At 74.8% G+C, this 18,939-nt stretch carries 18 protein-coding genes and 1 riboswitch; of the genes, 7 read left to right on the forward strand and 11 right to left on the reverse strand.

The features are described from left to right. Positions 1 to 61 precede the first annotated feature (61 nt). Positions 62 to 1,417, reverse strand: coding sequence for a response regulator (locus ACOQFB_RS21970; protein WP_421609526.1), 1,356 nt, complete (start codon positions 1,415 to 1,417; stop codon positions 62 to 64). A 187-nt stretch (positions 1,418 to 1,604) separates the two neighbouring features. Here ACOQFB_RS21970 and ACOQFB_RS21975 point away from each other — a divergent pair, with 187 nt between their 5' ends. Genes ACOQFB_RS21975 through ACOQFB_RS21995 form a run of 5 tightly spaced genes read left to right on the forward strand, consistent with a single transcriptional unit; the run spans position 1,605 to position 6,359 of the window. Next, positions 1,605 to 2,819: an ABC transporter substrate-binding protein gene (locus ACOQFB_RS21975; protein ID WP_421609527.1), complete on the forward strand. Its 1,215-nt coding sequence runs from the start codon at positions 1,605 to 1,607 to the stop codon at positions 2,817 to 2,819. A 27-nt stretch (positions 2,820 to 2,846) separates the two neighbouring features. Beyond that, positions 2,847 to 3,779 (forward strand): branched-chain amino acid ABC transporter permease, encoded by a 933-nt coding sequence (locus ACOQFB_RS21980; RefSeq protein ID WP_059435775.1) that lies wholly within the window; start codon positions 2,847 to 2,849, stop codon positions 3,777 to 3,779. Further along, a complete protein-coding gene (locus tag ACOQFB_RS21985; protein WP_059435774.1) occupies positions 3,779 to 4,837 on the forward strand; it encodes a branched-chain amino acid ABC transporter permease in 1,059 nt (352 codons plus the stop codon). Before ACOQFB_RS21980 ends, ACOQFB_RS21985 begins: the two co-directional genes overlap by 1 nt. After that, complete coding sequence (locus ACOQFB_RS21990) at positions 4,834 to 5,646, forward strand: ABC transporter ATP-binding protein (protein WP_059435773.1); 813 nt, start codon at positions 4,834 to 4,836, stop codon at positions 5,644 to 5,646. Before ACOQFB_RS21985 ends, ACOQFB_RS21990 begins: the two co-directional genes overlap by 4 nt. After that, positions 5,643 to 6,359 carry an ABC transporter ATP-binding protein gene (locus ACOQFB_RS21995; protein ID WP_059435772.1) on the forward strand — a complete coding sequence of 239 codons (717 nt, stop codon included), beginning with the start codon at positions 5,643 to 5,645 and terminating at the stop codon, positions 6,357 to 6,359. The genes ACOQFB_RS21990 and ACOQFB_RS21995 overlap by 4 nt, the downstream gene beginning before the upstream one ends. Before the next feature lie 73 nt (positions 6,360 to 6,432). On the opposite strand, the gene ACOQFB_RS22000 is transcribed toward ACOQFB_RS21995, so the two are convergent. The 7 genes from ACOQFB_RS22000 to ACOQFB_RS22030 form a co-directional block, all read right to left on the reverse strand. Beyond that, the gene (locus ACOQFB_RS22000) at positions 6,433 to 7,455 is read right to left on the reverse strand and encodes an alpha/beta fold hydrolase (RefSeq protein ID WP_421609528.1); all 1,023 of its coding nucleotides are present in this window, start codon (positions 7,453 to 7,455) and stop codon (positions 6,433 to 6,435) included. An 11-nt stretch (positions 7,456 to 7,466) separates the two neighbouring features. Beyond that, positions 7,467 to 9,122, reverse strand: a complete 1,656-nt coding sequence (locus ACOQFB_RS22005) for a hypothetical protein (RefSeq protein ID WP_059435770.1) — start codon at positions 9,120 to 9,122, stop codon at positions 7,467 to 7,469. Between the two features lie 85 nt (positions 9,123 to 9,207). Then, positions 9,208 to 9,816, reverse strand: coding sequence for a hypothetical protein (locus tag ACOQFB_RS22010; protein WP_421609529.1), 609 nt, complete (start codon positions 9,814 to 9,816; stop codon positions 9,208 to 9,210). Beyond that, entirely contained in the window at positions 9,813 to 11,120 is a 1,308-nt protein-coding gene (locus ACOQFB_RS22015; RefSeq protein WP_421609530.1) for an MFS transporter, read from the reverse strand. The genes ACOQFB_RS22010 and ACOQFB_RS22015 overlap by 4 nt, the downstream gene beginning before the upstream one ends. Continuing rightward, on the reverse strand, positions 11,117 to 12,700 hold the full coding sequence (locus tag ACOQFB_RS22020) for a class I adenylate-forming enzyme family protein (protein ID WP_421609531.1): 1,584 nt from the start codon (positions 12,698 to 12,700) through the stop codon (positions 11,117 to 11,119). Before ACOQFB_RS22020 ends, ACOQFB_RS22015 begins: the two co-directional genes overlap by 4 nt. Continuing rightward, positions 12,673 to 13,680 carry a 3-oxoacyl-ACP synthase III family protein gene (locus tag ACOQFB_RS22025; protein WP_059435820.1) on the reverse strand — a complete coding sequence of 336 codons (1,008 nt, stop codon included), beginning with the start codon at positions 13,678 to 13,680 and terminating at the stop codon, positions 12,673 to 12,675. The genes ACOQFB_RS22020 and ACOQFB_RS22025 overlap by 28 nt, the downstream gene beginning before the upstream one ends. After that, positions 13,677 to 14,342, reverse strand: coding sequence for a TetR/AcrR family transcriptional regulator (locus tag ACOQFB_RS22030; protein ID WP_421609532.1), 666 nt, complete (start codon positions 14,340 to 14,342; stop codon positions 13,677 to 13,679). The genes ACOQFB_RS22025 and ACOQFB_RS22030 overlap by 4 nt, the downstream gene beginning before the upstream one ends. 126 nt (positions 14,343 to 14,468) lie before the next feature. On the opposite strand from ACOQFB_RS22030, the gene ACOQFB_RS22035 reads away from it, so the two are divergent. Continuing rightward, entirely contained in the window at positions 14,469 to 15,215 is a 747-nt protein-coding gene (locus ACOQFB_RS22035; protein WP_059435766.1) for an SDR family oxidoreductase, read from the forward strand. A 12-nt stretch (positions 15,216 to 15,227) separates the two neighbouring features. On the opposite strand, the gene ACOQFB_RS22040 is transcribed toward ACOQFB_RS22035, so the two are convergent. The 3 genes from ACOQFB_RS22040 to ACOQFB_RS22050 all read right to left on the reverse strand — a co-directional run bounded on the left by ACOQFB_RS22040 (position 15,228) and on the right by ACOQFB_RS22050 (position 18,129). Continuing rightward, positions 15,228 to 16,349, reverse strand: a complete 1,122-nt coding sequence (locus ACOQFB_RS22040; RefSeq protein WP_421609533.1) for a DUF2332 family protein — start codon at positions 16,347 to 16,349, stop codon at positions 15,228 to 15,230. A 124-nt stretch (positions 16,350 to 16,473) separates the two neighbouring features. Continuing rightward, complete coding sequence (locus ACOQFB_RS22045; protein ID WP_421609534.1) at positions 16,474 to 17,733, reverse strand: MDR family MFS transporter; 1,260 nt, start codon at positions 17,731 to 17,733, stop codon at positions 16,474 to 16,476. Positions 17,734 to 17,808: 75 nt separating this feature from the next. Then, positions 17,809 to 18,129 (reverse strand): DMT family transporter, encoded by a 321-nt coding sequence (locus ACOQFB_RS22050; RefSeq protein ID WP_059437335.1) that lies wholly within the window; start codon positions 18,127 to 18,129, stop codon positions 17,809 to 17,811. A gap of 12 nt (positions 18,130 to 18,141) precedes the next feature. Then, positions 18,142 to 18,208, reverse strand: a riboswitch (guanidine-III (ykkC-III) riboswitch). 92 nt (positions 18,209 to 18,300) lie between these two features. Here ACOQFB_RS22050 and ACOQFB_RS22055 point away from each other — a divergent pair. After that, positions 18,301 to 18,933, forward strand: coding sequence for a hypothetical protein (locus tag ACOQFB_RS22055; protein ID WP_421609535.1), 633 nt, complete (start codon positions 18,301 to 18,303; stop codon positions 18,931 to 18,933). The last annotated feature ends 6 nt before the right edge of the window (positions 18,934 to 18,939 follow it).

Here is an 18,939-nt window from a genome sequence, read left to right on the forward strand (position 1 = left end):
CCAGCCCGGCCGGAGTCGAAGGGGCCTGAGCCTGTCCGAAGGCAGGCGGGCAGGCGCGGGGTCAGGCCCGGTCGAGGATCTGCAGCGCCACCAGGCCGTACAGGAACGCGTACACCACGTGCGCGGGCCGGTGCGCGAGGTGCACCAGCTCGGCGAGCGTGCGCGTGCCGTCCACCTTGGGCAGCAGCTCGGCCTCCCAGCGGTCGAGCTCCACCTCGTGCAGCCCGTAGGCGGGCTGCGTCGAGGGGATGAGGCGGTCCTCCGGGGCGAGCAGCCGGAAGAGCCGCTCGGGGCGGTACAGCTTCTTCACGCCCCGGCTGATGAGGCTGGCGGGCGGCAGCTCGATCCGCACTGCCTCCTGCGCGGCGCGGTCGGTGAAGTGCAGCCGGTACGCGCCCTCCTCCCAGGCGAACACCGAGTACGCGATCGACTTCACCTGCTGTGCGAGGTAGTAGAGCCGCTCGGTCTCCTGCAGCAGCCCCAGCTCGACCATGATCTCGCCGGTGCGCCGGCGGCTGCGCTCGGCCTCGGCGCGCACCTGCTCGAGCTGCGCGGACGAGAGCTTCCCCACCCGCACCAGGAACGCGCCGAAGCGGTCGGTGACGAGGTTGGAGATGGCGAAGCAGGGCCGGCCCGCGTCGAAGAAGATGGTCTTCTTCACCTTGCCCTTCTGCAGCGTGAGCGCGCCGGTCTGCTGGGCCAGGTGGAAGGCGGTGACGAGGTGCGGGAGGTTGTCCTCGAGGCGTCCCTCGGTGCGGGAGAGGTCCGGGACCGGCGTCGCCGACGGGCGCGGCGTGGGGACCGGCGCGCGCGGGCGGGGCGGCGGCACCACCGGCCCCGCGGTGACCGCCTCGCCGCGCAGCACCGCCGGGCCCTTCCCGTCCTCGGTCACCACCACCCGGCCGGTCAGCTCCATCGCGGCCACCGGCTCGTCCGACTCGACCGCCACCTCCACGTCGAAGTCGGGCTCGGGGGCGGCGGCCGCCCGCCGGACGGGCGGCGGCGTCGCGCCGGCCCGCGCCGGGATCGGCATCGGCGTGGGCGTGTCGCTCGGCGGCGGCAGGAGGGCGCGGAGCGCGTCCATGAGCTTGCGGGCGTCGAACGGCTTCTCGAAGTAGCCGGACGCGCCGTGCTGGGCGCTCGCCTCGGTGGCCGCCCGGCCGCCCTTGAAGACGCCGGTCATGAACACGAACGGCACCTTCGCGTTCCGGAGCGCGTGGGCGACGTCGTAGCCCATCATGTCGGGGAGCAGCACGTCCACCACCGCCGCGGCGGGCTTCACCGGCGCCAGCCGGTCGATGGCGGCGCGGCCCCGGTTCACGGTCACGGGGGTCCAGCCCTCCGACTCCACCAGGCGGGCGAGGAGCGTGAGCAGCTCCTGGTTGTCGTCCACCAGCAGGATCGTCGGCGCCGGCATCGCGTCGCGCACCATACCGGCGGGTCAGGCCGCCGATCAACGACCGCGTCATGTGAACACGGGACACACCAGGTATACCGACCGTCCGGTCAGCCCCGACCGGTGCGCCGTCCGGCGAGCGCAAACGTGGCCCAGGCCTCGGGCGTGTGCTAAAAAATCGTGCTTTCTCTGCCACTTCGGAGGCCTGATGCTGCGCTTCCCCCGCGCGCTGCCCCTCGTCGTCGCCGCCCTGGCCGTCCTCGCCTGCGAGAAGAAGAAGCCGGAGGGCGCCGCCGCCCCCGCGCCCGCCGGGGCCGGCGCGGTCGCGACGGGCGACCGGATCCTGCTCGGCCACGTCGGCTCGCTCACCGGCTCCGAGGCCACCTTCGGCGACTCGACGGACAAGGGCATCCAGCTCGCCATCGAGGAGGTCAACGCGAAGGGCGGCGTGAAGGGCAAGCCGCTCGCGCTCAAGACCTACGACAACCAGGGAAAGCCGGAGGAGTCCGCCATCGCGGCGACGCGCCTCGTGCTCCAGGACCGCGTGGCGGTGCTGCTCGGCGAGGTCGCCTCCACCCGCTCCCTCGCCATGGCGCCCATCGCCGACGCGAACCGCGTCCCGATGATCACGCCGTCGTCCACCAACCCGCGCGTCACCAAGGAGAACGGGAAGATCCGCCCCTACGTGTTCCGCGTGTGCTTCATCGACCCGTTCCAGGGCACGGTGATGGCGAAGTTCGCGCGCGACCACCTGAAGATCTCGCGGGTGGCGGTGCTGCGCGACGTGGGCAACGACTACTCGATGGGCCTCGCCGACTTCTTCCTGGCGAAGTTCAAGGAGCTCGGCGGCACCATCGTGGACGACCAGAGCTACAAGGCCGGCGACCAGGACTTCAAGGCGCAGCTCACCAACATCAAGGGCAAGAACCCCGAGGCCATCTACGTCCCCGGCTACTACACGGACGTGGCGCTCATCGCGCGCCAGTCGCGCGAGCTGGGCATGAAGCAGCCGCTCATGGGCGGCGACGGCTGGGACTCGGCCCGCCTCTACGAGATCGGCGGCAAGGCGCTCGAGGGCTCCTACTTCTCGAACCACTACTCGCCCGAGGATCCCGCCCCGCGCATCCAGGACTTCGTGAAGCGCTACAAGGAGCGGTTCGGCGCGGTGCCCGACTCGCTCGCCGCCCAGGGCTACGACGCGGCCCGCATCGCCGCCGACGCCATGGGCCGGGCGAAGGACCTCTCCGGCGAGGCCATCCGCGACGCGCTCGCCGCGACGCGCGACTACCCCGGCGTCACCGGGGTCATCTCCATCGACGCCGACCACGACGCGGTGAAGCCCGCGGTGGTGCTGGAGATCAAGGGCAACGCCGGCCACTACGTCGCGACCGTGCAGCCGGACCAGCCGCAGGCCGCGAAGTAGCGGCCGGGCCGCGGAGACCGATCCTTAGTGACCGAGTTCCTGCAGCACCTCGTCAACGGCCTGTCGCTCGGGACCATCTACGCCCTCATCGCGCTGGGCTACACGATGGTCTACGGCGTCCTGAAGCTCATCAACTTCGCCCACGGCGACGTGTACATGGTGGGCGCGTTCGCCGGGTACTACCTCGGCAGCGTCACCGGCACCGACCGCGCGCCGGGGATGGTGGGCGCGGCGCTCGTCACCCTGGGTGCGATGGCGATCTGCGGCGCGCTCGGCTACCTCATCGAGCGCTTCGCCTACCGGCCGCTCCGCAACCGCGCCCGGCTCACCGCGCTCATCACCGCCATCGGCGTGTCGTTCCTGCTCGAGTACGGCTTCCAGCTCTCGCCCATGATCCGCTCGCCGGTGGAGTTCCCGCCCGGCCCGAGCCCGCGCTTCTTCCCGGCGCTCCTCGAGCTGGGCGAGCCGCTCACGTTCCTCGGCGTCACCGTGCCGCGCATCGACCTGCTCGGCCTGGCGGTGGCGCTCGTGCTCATGACCGGGCTGCAGCTCATCGTCTACCGGACCCGCTTCGGCATGGCCATGCGCGCCGCCTCCTTCGACCCGCAGGTCGCCGGCCTCATGGGCATCCCGGTGAACCGGATCATCTCCTGGACCTTCGTGCTGGGCAGCGCGCTCGCCGCCGCGGCCGGCATCATCAACGCCTCCTCGCGGCCCAAGATCGAGCCGCTGTTCGGCCTCATGAGCGGCCTGAAGGCGTTCGTGGCGGCGGTGCTCGGCGGCATCGGCTCGGTGCCCGGCGCGATGGTGGGCGGGCTCGTGCTCGGGCTCACCGAGGAGTACGTGGCGGGCTACACCAGCTCGCAGTACCGCGACGCCATCGCGTTCACCGTGCTCATCCTGGTGCTGCTGGTCCGGCCCGAGGGCCTGTTCGGGCGCGCCACGGTGGAGAAGGTCTAGTGGCGCGCGCCCGGGCCGTCCTCCGCTCCGTCCTGCCGTTCCTGGTGGGCCTGCCCATCCTGCTCGCCGTCCAGGCGCTCTCGCCGCCCGACTACACGCTCATCCTCGTGAACGTGGGCGTGAACGTGATCCTGGCGGTCTCGCTCAACGTGGTGAACGGCTTCACCGGGCAGTTCAGCCTGGGCCACGCCGGCTTCATGGCGGTGGGCGCGTACACCGCGGCCAAGATCACCCTCGCCTTCTCCGGCGTGCAGCTCGCCTTCCTGCCCGAGGCCGTCTCCGACCAGCTCGTGTTCGCGCTCGCGCTCGGGGCCTCGATGCTCACCGCGGCGGCGGCGGGCTTCCTGGTGGGCATGCCGTCCCTGCGCCTGCGCGGCGACTACCTCGCCATCGTCACCCTCGGCTTCGGCGAGATCATCCGCTCGCTCATCGAGAACATGAAGTTCCTGGGCCAGGCCACCGGCCTCTCCGGCCTGCCGCCGTACACCAACATCGCCTGGGTGGGCGTCTCCGCCATCGCCACGGTGGTGATGGCGCGGCGCCTCGCGGTCTCGACGCAGGGGCGCGCGCTGTTCGCCATCCGCGAGGACGAGGTGGCGGCCGAGGCCATGGGCGTGGACACCACCGGCTACAAGGTGCGCGCGTTCGTGATCTCGTCCGCGTACGCAGGCCTGGCCGGCGGGCTCATCGCGCACGCCATCCTGCTCACCACCCCGCGCATGTTCACGTTCGTGCGCTCGATCGAGGTGGTGGTGATGGTGGTGCTGGGCGGCCTCGGCTCCATCACCGGCTCGGTGGTGGCGGCGGTGGTGCTCACGGTGGCGCTGGAGGGGCTCCGCGAGTTCCAGCAGTACCGCATGGTCGCCTACGCGGCCGGGCTCATCGTGCTCATGCTGCTCCGCCCGCAGGGCATCTTCGGCACGCGCGAGCTGTGGGACCTGGCGCCGTTCCGCCGGCTGCCGCGGCCGCGCCCGTTCGGCGGGCGCGCCTCCACCGGCCCGGAGGGCGCCTCGCCCACCGCGGTGCGCGACGACTCCACCCACGGGGGCCGGCCGTGATCCCGCTCCACGTGAAGTCGGTCACCATGCGCTTCGGCGGCCTGAAGGCGCTCTCGTCCTTCAGCCTCTCGCTCGCGCCCGGCGAGCTGGTCGGGCTCATCGGGCCGAACGGCGCCGGCAAGACCACCGCCTTCAACGCCATCACCGGCGTGTACCGGCCGAGCGAGGGCGAGGTGGTGGTGGCCGGCGAGGTAGTGAACGGGCAGCGGCCCCACCAGATCTGCGCCCGCGGCATCGCCCGCACCTTCCAGAACATCCGCCTGTTCCGGGAGCTGTCGGCGCTCGACAACGTGCGCATCGCCTGCCACGCCGGCGCGCGCACCGGCTTCTTCGACGCGCTGCTGCTCACCGGCCGCCACCGCGAGGAGGAGGCCCGCATCCTGGAGCGCGCCGAGCGCTACCTCGAGGTGATGGGGCTCTCGCACCGCCGCGGCGAGATCGCCCGCAACCTCCCGTACGGCGAGCAGCGCCGGCTCGAGATCGCGCGCGCGCTCGCCACCGGGCCCAAGGTGCTGTGCCTGGACGAGCCCGCCGCGGGCATGAACGCGGCCGAGAAGCTCGAGCTCATGGCGCTCATCCGCGACCTCCGCGATCGCTTCGGCCTCGCCATCCTGGTGATCGAGCACGACATGCGGCTCGTGATGGGCGTCTCCGAGCGCGTGCTGGTGCTCGACCACGGCGTCACCATCGCCGAGGGGAAGCCGGAGGCGATCCGGAAGGACCCGAAGGTGATCGAGGCGTACCTGGGCGACGCGTACCTCGAGGAGAAGCACATCGAGCGGCCGGCCGGGCCGGGGGCGCACCCGTGAGCGGGCCCATCCTGCAGGTCGACGGGCTGCGGGTGCACTACGGCGCCATCGAGGCGCTGCGCGGCCTCTCGCTCGAGGTCCCGGACGGCCAGGTGGTGGCGCTCATCGGCGCGAACGGCGCGGGCAAGACCACCACGCTCCGCGCCGTCTCCCGCATGATCCGCGCCTCCGGCGGCGCGGTGCGCTTCCGCGGCGAGGACGTGACCCGGCTGCCCTCGCACGCGCTGGTGGCGCGCGGCATGGCCCACGCGCCCGAGGGGCGCGGCATCTTCCTCAACCTGACCGTGCGCGAGAACCTCGAGCTCGGCGCCTACCTGCGCCGCGACCGCGCCGGCATCCTGCGCGACGCCGAGCGCGCCTATGCGCTCTTCCCCATCCTGGCGGAGCGGCGCACGCAGGTGTGCGGCACGCTCTCCGGCGGCGAGCAGCAGATGCTGGCGGTGGCGCGCGCGCTCATGAGCAAGCCGCGCCTCATGCTGCTCGACGAGCCGTCGCTCGGGCTCGCGCCGCAGGTGGTGGAGAAGATCTTCACCGTGCTGCGCGAGGTGAACCGCGAGGGCGTGGCGCTCCTGCTCGTCGAGCAGAACGCGCACAAGGCGCTCCAGCTCGCCCACCGCGCCTACGTGCTCGAGACCGGCAACATCGTCATGCAGGGCACCGGCGCCGAGCTGCTCGCCTCGCCCGAGGTGCGGAAGGCGTACCTGGGGGAGTGAGGCGGACGCGGCTGTCCAGCTCCCGCTCACCCCGAGCGTAGCCCGCCGCAGGCGGGCGGAGTCGAGGGGCCCTCTACTGCCCCACCCCCGCCAGGAAGCCCTTCACCGCCTCGCCGTACTCGCGCGGGCAGTCGAGCTGCACCGAGTGGCCGCAGCCGGCGAGGCCCACCAGCCGCGAGCCGGCGAGGCCGCGGTGGCCCACCTCGAACACCTCGCGCGGGAAGCCGCCGTGCAGGAACGGGTTCGGGATGAGCCGGTCCTGCTCCCCGAACACGATGAGCGCCGGCGCGGTCACCCGGCCCAGGCTCTGCCGCACGAAGTCGTTCCGCGCGAGCCCCTGCACGCTCCGCACCTGCGCGTAGGCGTACGCGTCGAACGCCGCCGCGCGCGCCAGGCGCACCCGCTCCTCCACCAGCCAGCGCAGCTCGGGCCGGAAGCGGGCGAAGTTCGCCTGGGCCACCGTGCCCCAGATCCCGTACTCGGGGACGCTCTTCACGAGCGCGGTCGAGTAGGCCTGCTCGAACCAGGCCCGCTCGCGCGCGCTGAACGTCTCGAAGCCCGCGGGCGAGGTGAGCACCAGCGCGCGCACGTCCTCGGGGTAGCGGATGGCCCAGGAGAGCGCCACCTGCGCGCCCATCGAGTGGCCGACGAGCACCGGCCGCTCCGCGCCGAGGCCGCGCGCGAGCTCGCGGGCCGCGTCGGCCATCGCCTCCATGGTGTACGGGAACGAGGCCGGCTTCTCCGACCGCCCGTAGCCGGGCAGGTCGAGCGCGACGACGTGCCAGCCGTCCGCGGCGAACGCGTCGAGCTGGAACCACCAGAACTTGAGGTAGCTGCCGAGCCCGTGGACGAAGAGCAGCGTCCCCTTCGGCCCGCCCTTGCCCAGCTCCACGTAGGCCACCTTCGGCGGCCGGGCCATCCCGTAGGCCCGCGCCGTCTCGGGCAGCTCGCGGGTGGCGACCGGCCAGGCCTTTCCGTCCGGCCCGGCGTAGGGGAGGTCCTGGAACTCGAGCGGCGGCCGGCCGGAGTAGCGCGGGGCGCAGGCCGCGAGGGCCACGGCCAGGGCGGCGGCGCCGAGCTGTCGTGCGAGGGTCATGGGCGCCTCCGCTAGAACGCGTACCAGGTGAAGGTGGTGTAGAGCGCGTACGGGTCCTTCTTCACGCGCGAGGTCTCGCCGTCGAACCAGTCGCCGCGGAACAGGTACCCGCCGTGCAGGCCGACCGTCATGAGGTAGCGGAACGTGTACTTCACCTCCGCGTTCACCTCGGTGCCGATGGTCTTGCCGCGCGCGGTGGCGCTGCCGGCGAACGCGGGCGGCGTCGCCCAGGAGCGCCCGTGCCCGGCGCCCAGCTTCACGTTCAGCTTGTTGGGCACCACGTCGTAGGCGGCGCTGCCCACCAGCGCCAGCATGCCCGAGCCCTGGTTGGAGAGATCGGTCACCGCGCCGCTGTAGTTGTTCACCGTGCTCGTGAACGGGAACAGCAGCAGCATGCGGTGGTTGAACCAGACCGCGCCGGGCAGGCCGTAGTAGTTGAGCGTGAACGGCCCGGTGTACTTCCCGTCGGTCGGGTTCGAGTCGCCGTTCGACACCACCGCCTCGAGCGTGGCGAGGTCGCCGGCGGTGCGGCCGTGGTTCCAGAGCAGCTCCGCGTCGGCGGCGAAGCCGCGCACGTCCACGCTCCGGTTGAGCGCCGTGTCGGGCCGCTGCGACTCGTAGCGGCCGGCGTTGTACATGAACCAGCCGGACGCGCCGAGGCGCCCGGCGCGGAAGTCGATGTTGTGGTGCGCGTTCACGCCGGCCCAGGCCACGCGCCCGTTGGCGCGCTCGATCTGGAACGGCTGCGTGCCGGTGAACGCCGACAGGCCGCCCGAGCCGGGGCCGGCCCGCACCAGCCCCTCGTACGCGTAGGCGTCGCCCTTGGTGGTGTCGTCGAGGTACCAGAGCGAGGCGCCGAGCCAGGTGCCGGGCGCGAGCTCGACCTGGTGATCGGCCATGGCGATCCAGGTGAACGCGAGCCTGGGATCGTCGCGGGTCGCCTTGTCCGGCTGGGCCGAGTCGAGCGGGAACCAGGACAGGCGGCTGCGGCCGCGCTTCGCCTGGAACAGCTGGATGCCGGTGGCGTCGCTGCCGGCGAACGCGAGCTTGTAGCCGGTGCGCACCACGTCGGCGAGGCCGGTGCGGGTCGGGTCGAGCGGGGTGTCGTAGAGCGGCTGCGTGCCGAGGAGCACGGTGAGGACGTCGGGGTCCTTCCACGGGTAGATCGCGACGTTCACGTTCTTGGTCTGGACGTTCACCTGGTCGGCGTTGAGGCCGCCGCCCTCGTTCGGCTGCACCGTGTTGGCGGCGCGGCCCCACACGTAGTCCACCTCGATCTGCGCGCGGAACGCGGCGCGGCCGTCGAGGAAGTTGGGCGTGAACTCGACCACCGGGATCCAGCGCTGCTCCACCCACGCGCCCGCGCCGGTGGCGCCGGCGTACACCGCGCTGCCGGCGAACTGGCCGTAGGGGCCGAGCGAGACGCCCTTCAGGCCGGAGGGGTCGCCGAGCGCGTTCGTGAACGTGGCGCGGGTGAGGAAGTAGTTGATGAGCCGGAACTGCTGCGGCGGCGCGTCGTGCTCGCGCGCGTGCTGGTCGTACCAGTCCGGGAAGTAGAGCCCGGGGACCGCCGGCGACTGGGCCGCGCCGGCGCAGGGCAGGAGCGCGAGCAGGCCGGCGGCGAGCGCGGCGAGGTGGCCGGGCGGGGTGCGGGAGGGCGACGCCATGTGGAGGCCTCCGGGCGGGAGAGCGGGTGCGCGCTTCGTGACGGGGCAGGCCGGGCGCACCTCGCGCCCGGCCCGGATCGCCGCGCTACTGGAGCCGGTAGACCTGCTGCGCGTTGCCGGTGAACGCGGCGCCGTTGAGCGTGACGGAGGACGCGCCCACCGCGCCGTTCGCGCAGCGGTGGCCGGTGGCCTGGCCGGAGAAGTACAGCTCGAGCGTCATGGTGCGCCCGTCGGCGCTGAACTTGCCGCGGCCCTCCTGCGCGAAGCCGGTGTACGTCACGGTGATGTCGAAGCACGCGCCGCCCGCGGCGACGTTCTCGATCAGCACCGCGTTCGAGTTGAACGCCGGCAGCGTGGCGAGCACGGTGGTGCGATCGCAGTCGCCCGTGTCGCCGGCATTGGGCGCGCCGGTCAGCGTGCCGAGCGCGCTCACCGTGGTCCAGGTGGAGGCCGCCATCGACAGCGTGACGCGGTTGTAGCACTGCGTGGCGGCGCCGTAGTTCACGTCCTCGCTGTAGCCGTTCGGGTGGGTGGGGATGTCATTGCCGGTCATCACCCAGCGCTTGCCGTCGAGGTAGGTGCCGATGGCGGTGGCGGTGTCGAGGGTCGGTCCGGAGGGCGGGTCGCTGTCGGAGCCTCCGCAGGCGGCGAGGGCGAGGGCGGCGAGGGCTGCGATGGCGATGCGCTTCGTCATGGCGTGCTCCTTTCGTTCGTCTGCGGCTGCGGTGGGGCCGGCCGGCGGGCCGGCGGTCTCGGGGCGCCGCGTGCGGCGGCGAGCGCCTCCGGAGGGAGGACGTTCCTCGGGCGGAGGAACAGGATCGCGAGCGTGAGCAGCGCGGCGGCGGCCACCGTGCCGGCGAGCGCGCGGGAGAGCGGCATGCGCCCGTCGGCGGCCAGCGTCGCCACCAGCGCCGGGGTGGCGGCGGCGAGCAGCGCGCCCACGTGGTAGACGATGCCCACGCTGCGCGCCCGCACCGCCGGCGGGAACAGGATCGTGAGCAGCACCGGCGTCACCCCGGAGATGCCGGCGCCGAGCGCCCCGGCGCCGAGCGCGCCCAGCCACAGCAGCGAAGGCGCGGCGCCCACGTACAGCGGCAGCACCGGGAGCAGCAGCACCACCGGCGCCGCGAGGGCCCAGAGGACGCCGTACCGGGTCGCGATCGCGCCGCAGGCGATGGCGCCCGCCATCATCCCGCCGTTGAAGAGGATCACCAGCCAGGCCACCGCGCCCGGCGCGAGCCCCAGCTCCGCCTGGAGCAGCGTGGGCCACAGGCCGGTGAGGCCGTAGTAGATCGCGAAGCAGACCCCCCACAGCACGCTCGCCCAGCCGATGCGGCCGAGCACGCCCGCGGCGAGCAGCTCGCGCCCGGAGATCCGGGGCGCCGCGTCCCGGGCCTTCCGCCAGTCCGGGCTCTCCGGCACGAACGCGCGGATGGGCAGCACCAGCAGCGCGGGCAGCGCGGCCAGCAGGAACAGGGCGCGCCAGCCGAACGCCGGGACCACCGTCGCGGCGGCCACCGCGGCGAGCATGTAGCCGATGGCCCAGCTGCCCTGCAGGATCCCGGAGGCGATGCCGCGGCTGCGCTCCGGCCAGTTCTCCATGGCGAGCGTGGCGCCGCTGGTCCACTCGGCGCCCATCCCGAACCCGAACAGCGTGCGGAACACGAGCACCCAGCCGAAGGACGGCGCGAAGGCCACCGCCCCGTCGCAGACCGCGAACCACACGATGGAGATCATGAGCGGGAGCTTCCGGCCCGCCCGATCCGCGAGCCAGCCGGCGCCGTACCCGCCTGCGAGCCGGAACAGCAGCGTGAGCGTGATGCTCCACGCGGTCGCGGCGTAGGTGACGCCGAACTCCCGGGCGATGGCCGGCATCACCAGCAGGAACACGGTGAAGTCGAAGCCGTCCAGCACCCAGCCCAGCCAGGCGGCCAGGAAGGAGATCCACTGCGGGCGGGTGGGCTCGCGCCACCAGGGCTGCGCGGCGGCGGCGCTCACGGCGAGCCCTCCGCCTGCGCGGCCTCGGCGGCCAGCCGGCGCAGCTCGGTCTTCAGCACCTTCCCGGCCGCGGTGAGCGGCATGGCGTCGAGCCGGGTGAGCCGCTTCGGGACCTTGTAGCGGGCGAGCCGCTCGCGCAGGTGCGCGAGCAGCGCCTCGGGCCCGGCGCTCCCGCCCGGCGCGAGCACCACGAACGCGTGGCCCACCTCGCCCCAGCGCGCGTCGGGCACGCCCACCACCGCGGCGAGCGCGACCTCGGGGTGCTCGAGCAGCGCCGCCTCGATCTCCAGCGGGTAGACGTTCTCGCCGCCGGAGATGAACATGTCCTTGCGCCGCCCGACCACGAAGTGGAAGCCCTCCGCGTCGCGCCGCGCGAGGTCGCCGGTGTGGAGCCAGCCCTGCGGGTCGATGGCCTCGGCGGTGGCCTGCGGGTCGCGGAAGTAGCCGTCGCAGCAGGCGGGGCCGCGCAGCCACAGCTCGCCCACCACCCCGGGCGCGACCTCGCGCCCGCCCTCGTCCACCAGGCGCGCCTCCACGAACTGGTTGGGCCGGCCCACCGAGCCCGCCTTCCGAGCCGCGTCGGCCGGCTCCATCGAGAAGATGCCCGGGCCGAACTCGGTCATGCCGAAGCCCTGCTTGAACGGCACCCGGTGCACGCGCTGCCAGGCCTCCAGCAGCGGAACGGGCAGCGCCGCGCCGCCGCTGGTGAGGAAGCGCAGGCCGGACAGGTCGGCCGACGCGAAGCCGGGCGCCTCGAGGAGCTGCTGGTACTGGGTGGGCACCGCGAAGAAGAAGGTGGCCCGCTCCTCGGCGAGCAGCCGCAGGCCCTCGGCGGCGTCCCAGCGGCGCAGCACCACCACCCGGCCGCCCACCGTGAGGAGCGGCAGCGTGTACACGAACAGCCCGCCGGTGTGGAACATGGGGGTGTGCGTGAGGGTGACGTCGCCGGGCCGCAGCTCGTGGACCAGCGTGGTGAAGGTGTTCCAGGCCACCTGGCGGTAGGTGATGCGCGCCGCCTTGGGCGTGCCGGTGGTCCCGCCGGTGAAGAGGAGCGCCAGCACCTCGCGCTCGTCGAACGGCCGGTCCGGGATCGGCGACGCGTCGCCGGCCTGGATCGCGGCGTACGGGGTCGAGCCGGGGAGCCCGTCGCCCTCCAGGTGCACCAGGCGCGCGCCCCCGAGCGCGGCGGGATCGACGAGGTGGGCGAGCTCGGCGGAGTGGAGCAGCACCTCCGGCTCGGTGCGCCGCACGCAGCCCGCCAGCTCGGCCCGGTGGAGCCGCCAGTTGTACGGGACCAGGATGGCGCCGAGCTTGGCGCAGGCGAACAGCGCGTCGAGCGGCTCGACGCCGTTCAGCGCCAGCAGGCCCACCCGGTTCCCGGGCTGGACCCCGGCGGCGGAGAGCCAGCGCGCGAGCCGGCACGCGCGCGCCTCGAGGTCGCGGTAGGTGAAGCGGCCCGCCGCCCCCTTCGCGACGTCCACGACCGCCACCCGGTCCGGCCAGTAGTGCGCTCCGCGCGCGGTCCAGTCGCCGAAGTACACGTGCGAGGTCCTCAGGGTGACGCGGCCGCGGCGGTCCATCGGACGAGCGCCGCCGCCATGGCGAGCCCGCCGCCGGAGGCGACCAGCGCCACCAGGTCGCCGGGCCGGAGCTTCCCGGCCTGGGCGGCGTCGTCGAGCGTCATGGGGATGCAGGCCGACCCGGTGTAGCCCCAGCGCTCCATGGTGCAGTGGGTCCGCGACATGGGCTGGCCCAGCGCGGCCATGGTGGCCTCGATGGTGCGGAGGTTGAGCTGGGTGAACACGTACAGCGCCACGTCCTCGCGGCGGACGCGGGCGCGCGCCAGCACCGCGTCCACCAGCGGCGGCCAGCGGTCGGTGTTGAACGTGGCCGGGAACTTGCGGACGAAGCGCACGAACGGCTGGCCGTGCGCGGCGACCCACTCCGGCGTGGCCGGCTGGAGCGTGCCGCCCTGGTAGATCCCGAGCGCGTCGTGGTACTCGCCGGCCGCGTCGAGCTTCGCGCCCAGGAAGCCGGGCGCGTCGCCGGCCCCGAGCAGCACCGCGCCGGCGCCGTCGGCGAACAGCGTGCAGGTGCGCTTGTCCGACGGGTCCACATGGCGGCTCATCCCGTACGCGCCGACCACCAGCACGTGACGGTACGCCTCGTCGGCCGCGAGGGTCTTCGCGGCGACGTCGAGCGCGGTGACGAAGCCGGCGCAGGCGCAGTTGAGGTCGTACCCGCCGGCGCGCGACGCGCCGAGCTTGTGCAGCAGCACCGAGGCGGTGGCCGGGCTGGGCTGGTCGGGCGTGTCGGTGGCCACGATGACGAGGTCGAGGTCGGCGGCGGACAGCCCGGCGCGCGAGAGCGCCTGGCGGGCGGCCTCGGCGGCGAGGTCGCTCGTGACCTGGTCCGGCGCCATCACCCGCCGCTCGCGGATGCCCACGTTCTCGCGGAGCCACTCGTCCACCGGCTCGCCGAGGCGCGCCTCCAGCTCGGCGTTCGTGACCACGCGCGCCGGGACGCAGCGCCCGGTGGAGAGGATGCGGGCCGACCTCACGCCTTCCTCCCGGCACGGCCGGACCGGCTCCGCCGCGCGCGGGCGGCGGGCGCGGGCGGGACGGCCGCCATGCCGCCGCGGATGAAGTCCACCGCCGCCTCGAGCGCGGCCTCGGCCTGGCGCCCGCGGCCCCACAGCACGTAGCGCATGCCCAGGAAGTCGGCCATGCCCATGAGCGCGTAGGCGAGCGCCTCCGGGTCCAGGCGGCGCAGCTCGCCGGCCGCCTGCGCGCGCTCCAGCGCCCGGGCGTAGGGCTCGGCGAAGCTGCGGTAGTAGCGGCGGAAGCACTCCTGGTCGATGAACTCGGCCTGCCGCACCACCCGGTAGAGCAGCCGGTGCCGGCTCACGAAGCGGAAGAAGGCGTCGAACCCGGCGCGCTCGACCGCCAGCCGGTCGCCGGTGCCCGCCGCCGCGATCCCCTCGGCGAGCGCCTCGCGGAGCCGCGCGCCCAGGCCGTCCACCACCTCCACGAACAGCGCCCGCTTGTCGGCGAAGTACACGTAGAACGTGCCCAGCGCCACGCCGGCCTGGCGGGTGATGTCCGAGATGGACGCCGCCTCGAAGCCCTTCTCGCCGAACACGACCTCGGCCGCCTCGACCAGCTTCCGGCGGGTGCGCAGGCCGCGCGCGGTGGCGGGCAGTGAAGTTGAAGGTTGATTCATGTTTCATCCCGGAGCTTGTCCGGCCCGCGGTGGCGAAGTAAAGCCGGGTGCCCATCAGGGAGCGAGCGCGCCGCGCCGCGGCACGGCTACCGTCTCGGCTCACGGCCTGCGCCGGAGGAGGGAAACGTGGAGCTTCGCGACCTGAAGGTGATCGTGACCGGCGCGGCCCAGGGGATGGGCGCGCACTTCGCCCGGCGGCTCGCCGAGGCCGGCGCCAAGGTGGCCGCCGGCGACGTGAACGAGGCGGGCCTCGCCGCGCTGCCCGAGGGCGTCCACCGGCGCCGGCTCGACGTGACCAGCCCGGACGACGCGCGGGCGTTCGTGGCCTGGGCGGCCGGCGCGATGGGCGGGCTGAACGCGCTCGTCAACAACGCCGGGATCATCCGCGACGGCCTGCTCGTGCGCCGCGATCGCGCGAGCGGCGAGGTGACGACCCTCTCCGAGGCCGACTGGGACGCGGTGATCGCGGTGAACCTCACCGGCGCGACGCGCATGGTGCGCGAGGCGGTGGCGGCGATGGCCCGGGCCGGCACCCGGCCCGGCGTGGTGGTGAACCTCTCCTCGGTGGCGCGGCACGGCAACCGCGGCCAGTCGAACTACGTCGCCGCGAAGGCCTCGCTCGCGGCGAACACGGTCACCTGGGCGCGCGAGTTCGCGCCGCTCGGCGTCCGGGTGGGCGCGGTGGCGCCCGGGATGATCGAGACGCCCATGACGAAGGGCATGAACCAGAAGGCGCGCGACGCGCTGGTGGCGGCGGTGCCGGTGGGGCGCATCGGCGAGCCGGAGGACATCTGGAAGGCCGTCCGGTTCGTCATCGAGTGCGACTACTTCGACGGGCGCACCGTGGACGTGGACGGCGGCCTGGTGATGTGAGGCCGCGGCCGCTCACGGCGCCGCCGCCACCGCGCCCGCCGCCGGCGCGGCGAGGAGCGCGGCGAGCGCGTCCGCCGCCCCCGGCTCGGGCGCCAGCACCGTGGGCTCGAGCGCGCACCGCGCCAGGCGGATCGACCGGAGCGCGCCGTCCGGCGCGCGCAGGTGCGCGGTGAGGAGCGCGGCGCGGCCCGGGCCGAGGGACCGCGCGCCCGGCGCCCGCTCCAGCTCGACCCAAAGCGCCGCGCCCGGCCGGTGCGTGGCGAGCCAGGCGCGCATGCCGGCCCCGAGCTCGGCGCGCTCCTCGCGCCCGAGCCGCGGCCGGAGCAGCGCCTGCCAGGCGATCACGAGCGCCCCGGGCGCGGTGGCGGACAGGAGCGCCAGCCGCTCCGGCGCCGACGCGAGCGCCACCGGCGTCAGCACCGGCGCGTCGGGCCGGGGGCGCGCGGCCCGGAAGGCGGCGAGCGCCGCGTCGAGCCGGCCCAGCGCGGCGCGATCGCCGGAGGGCACGCAGGCGCGCAGCCACTCCGCGTCCTCGTCGCGGGCGGCGTCGAGCGGGGCGGGATCGAGCCCGAGCCGCCCCACCGCGCGCAGCCCCTCCGCCACCGGCACCGGGCCGCCGTCCGCGAACGTCCAGGGCGCCGCGAGGTCGTCGGCGACGAGGCCCAGCCCGGCCACCGACCCGAGCTCCGCCAGCGCCACCGGCCGCGCGCCCGCGCCGGCGAGCGCCGCCGGCCAGCGCCACGCCACCGCGCGCGCCGGGTCCTCCTCGCGCGCGCTCCGGCGCGCGAGCGCGTCCACCAGCCGGTCGTCCGGCCGGCCGAGCACCGCCTCCAGCGCCGGCGCGGTGAGCGCGTCCGGCCGCGGCGTCGCGGCCGCGAGCCCGGCCCAGAGCGGGTGGCCGGGGCCGCCCGCCCGCGCCTCCGCCCGCAGCGCGGCGAGCAGGAGGCCCGCACGCTCGCAGGGCGCCTCGAAGCGCCGCGCCTCCCACGCGGCCGCGAGCGCCCGGCCGGCCCGGCCGGCGAGCACGTCCGCGAGCAGCTCCAGCGCCCGCGCGTCCGCCGCCGAGCGGGGCCGGATCGCCTCGCGCGCGCGGGAGAGCTCCTCCGCCAGGCCGCCGATGCCGATCCGCGCCATGGGGACCTCCTCCGGACCCAAGCTGCGGACGGCGTCGAGCGGGCGCCGCAAGGCAGGCGCGGGGGCCACCGCCCGTCCCGCGACGGGCTCGGGACGAGCGGACGCCGGAACGGGGCGACGGCGATCAGGCGTCCGGCGCGGCGAGCGCCTGGCCCGGGGACGGTCGCGGGGACGGCGCGGCGCGGCCCGCCGCGAGGCGGCGGCGGCGCGCGGGGGCGGCGGCGAGGTGGCCGGCGGCGAGCACCAGCCCGAGCGCGAGCGTGCCGATCCAGAGCGTGCGCGCGCCGAACCGGCTCATGACCTCGCCGCCGATGAGCGGCGACAGCGTGAACGCCACGCCCCAGCTCATCGAGTAGGCGCCCTGGTAGCGCCCGCGCAGCGAGGCCGGCGAGAGATCGGCCACCACCGCGTTCGCGACCGGGAAGCCGACCACCTCGCCGACGGTCCAGAGCAAGACGCCGAACACGTAGAGCGGCACGCTGCCGCCGAGCGCGTTGACGCCGAAGCCCACCCCGAACAGCAGCGCCGAGACGGCGAGGGCGCGCGAGGGGTCGTACCGGCGCAGGCGCGCCCCGAGGAGCGGCTGGAGCAGCACCACGCCCACGCCGTTCAGCGCCATGAGCCAGGCGAAGCTGGCCGGTCCGACCCCGTGCGCGGCCATGTCGAGCGGCGCGGCGAGCTGGAACTGCGTGAACACCATGAGCCCGCCGAGCGCGAGCAGGGCGAACACGACGAACACGCGGTCGCGGAACACCTGCGCGAGCCCGGCCAGCGCGGGCGCGGGCTCGACGCCGGCCGGCCGGGTCTCCGGCACGGTGAACGCGAGCACCGCCGCGAACGCGAGCGAGGTGGTCGCGTCCACGAAGAACAGCCAGGCGATGTGCCGCTCCGCGAACAGCCCCGCCACCGACAGGCCGATGGACCAGCCCATGTTGATGGCCCAGTACACGAGGCCGTAGGCGCGGGTGCGCTCGGCGGGCGCGACCACGTCCGCCACGACCGCGTTCATGGCGGGCCGGTAGATCTCGCCGGTGGCCCCGTTCACGAACGCGAGCGCCGCGAGCGCCAGCGGGGCGCGCGTCAGGGCGAGCGCCGCCACCGACAGCGCGCCGGTGACGAGGCCGAGCAGCATGGTGGGGCGGCGGCCGAGCCGGTCGGCGAGCGTGCCGCCCAGCGGCCCGGCCACCATCACGCCGAGCCCGTACAGCGCCACGATCCGCCCGGCCTCGGCCGCGTCGAAGCCGCGCTCGCGGACCAGGAACAGCGCCAGGAACGGCGCCACGAAGCTGGCGAGCCGGTTCACCAGCATGCCCGTCCACACCATCCAGAAGGTGCGGGGCAGGCCGCCGAGGGCGGCGCGGAGGCTGGCGGGGTGCGGGATCAAGACGCTCCGTGCATCTAGCAAACGGGCGGCGCGGGCGCCACGGCGCGTTCCTGCGCGGGGGAGGCGCGGGGCTGCTCACGACGTGGCGGTGAGCTTCAGGCCGATGATCGAGACGACCAGCAGCCCGAGGAACGCGGCCCGTGCCAGGCCGAGCGGCTCGCCGAGCAGCACCACGCCGAGGATGGCGGCGCCGGTGGCGCCGATGCCCACCCACACCGCGTAGGCGGTGCCGATGGGCAGGTCGCGCGCGGCGAGCCCGAGCAGCCACATGCTCGCGACGATGGCGGCGCCGGTGAGCACCGACGGGATGGGCCGGCGGAAGCCGTCGGTGTACTTGAGGCCGATGGCCCAGCCCGTCTCGAGCAGGCCGGCGACGACGAGGTAGATCCAGGGCACGAGGCGATCCTCCTCGCGTCGTCTTGTCGTCACCGGGTACGACGCGCCTCGTCCGGGGCCGCGCGGGCGCGCGCGGCCAGGAGCGAGATACCCCGGTCCCCGCGTCGGGGCAAGCGGGGCGCACCCGCGGTCCGGGATGATGGGGGCGTCGGTGGAGCGGAGGGGGGACCGATGCTCGCCTGCGCGCTCGCGCTCCGGCTGGCCGCCGCGGTGGCGGTGCCGGTGGATTCACCACCCGTGGACGCCGCGCCGCTCGCGCCACCGGACCCCGCGCCGCCCGGCCCGGGCGCCGCGCCCGCGCCCGCGGCGCCCGATCTCTCCGCGCCACCCCCCGCCGACGCGCCCGGCCCGTGGCGCGTCTACGGCGCGGCGGCGGCGGGCGCGGCGGCGTCGGACGTGCTGTTCGCGGGCATCTTCGCCATCGGGATGGTGCAGCTGTTCGGCGACCTCTGGGGCGGCGAGGCCAGCGCCAGCGCGGGCGGGCTGACGCTCGCGCTCGTCGGCCTGGGCGGCTTCGTCGCCGTCACGCCCGCCGTGACGGTGTGGGCGGCGCAGCGGGTGGCCGGGCGCGAGCGCACCGCCGCCGCGTACTGGGCCTGCTTCGGCGTGCGGCTGCTCGGGTTCGCGGCGGCCTCGGCGTTCCCGCCGGTGGCGCTCGCGACCGAGCTGGTGCTGGCGCCGTGGGTGGCCTCGCGGATCGTGATGACGGGGACGCCGGTGCGACCGGCGGCGCCCGCGGCCGGCGCGGACGGGCCCGCCGCGCGCGCCCGACCGCTGCGCGATCCGGCCGTCGTCTGGCGGTGAACACGG

The organism is Anaeromyxobacter sp. Red801 (genome assembly GCF_049201065.2).
Classification (GTDB): domain Bacteria; phylum Myxococcota; class Myxococcia; order Myxococcales; family Anaeromyxobacteraceae; genus Anaeromyxobacter.

Excerpts from the sequence above, each read along its gene's own strand:
- ACOQFB_RS22055 (WP_421609535.1), top strand. The coding sequence starts at position 18,301 with ATGCTCGCCTGCGCGCTCGCGCTCCGGCTGGCCGCCGCGGTGGCGGTG.
- ACOQFB_RS21970 (WP_421609526.1), bottom strand. The coding sequence starts at position 1,417 with ATGCCGGCGCCGACGATCCTGCTGGTGGACGACAACCAGGAGCTGCTC.
- ACOQFB_RS22020 (WP_421609531.1), bottom strand. The coding sequence starts at position 12,700 with ATGGACCGCCGCGGCCGCGTCACCCTGAGGACCTCGCACGTGTACTTC.
- ACOQFB_RS22030 (WP_421609532.1), bottom strand. The coding sequence starts at position 14,342 with ATGAATCAACCTTCAACTTCACTGCCCGCCACCGCGCGCGGCCTGCGC.
- ACOQFB_RS22005 (WP_059435770.1), bottom strand. The coding sequence starts at position 9,122 with ATGGCGTCGCCCTCCCGCACCCCGCCCGGCCACCTCGCCGCGCTCGCC.
- ACOQFB_RS22000 (WP_421609528.1), bottom strand. The coding sequence starts at position 7,455 with ATGACCCTCGCACGACAGCTCGGCGCCGCCGCCCTGGCCGTGGCCCTC.
- ACOQFB_RS22040 (WP_421609533.1), bottom strand. The coding sequence starts at position 16,349 with ATGGCGCGGATCGGCATCGGCGGCCTGGCGGAGGAGCTCTCCCGCGCG.
- ACOQFB_RS21975 (WP_421609527.1), top strand. The coding sequence starts at position 1,605 with ATGCTGCGCTTCCCCCGCGCGCTGCCCCTCGTCGTCGCCGCCCTGGCC.
- ACOQFB_RS22010 (WP_421609529.1), bottom strand. The coding sequence starts at position 9,816 with ATGACGAAGCGCATCGCCATCGCAGCCCTCGCCGCCCTCGCCCTCGCC.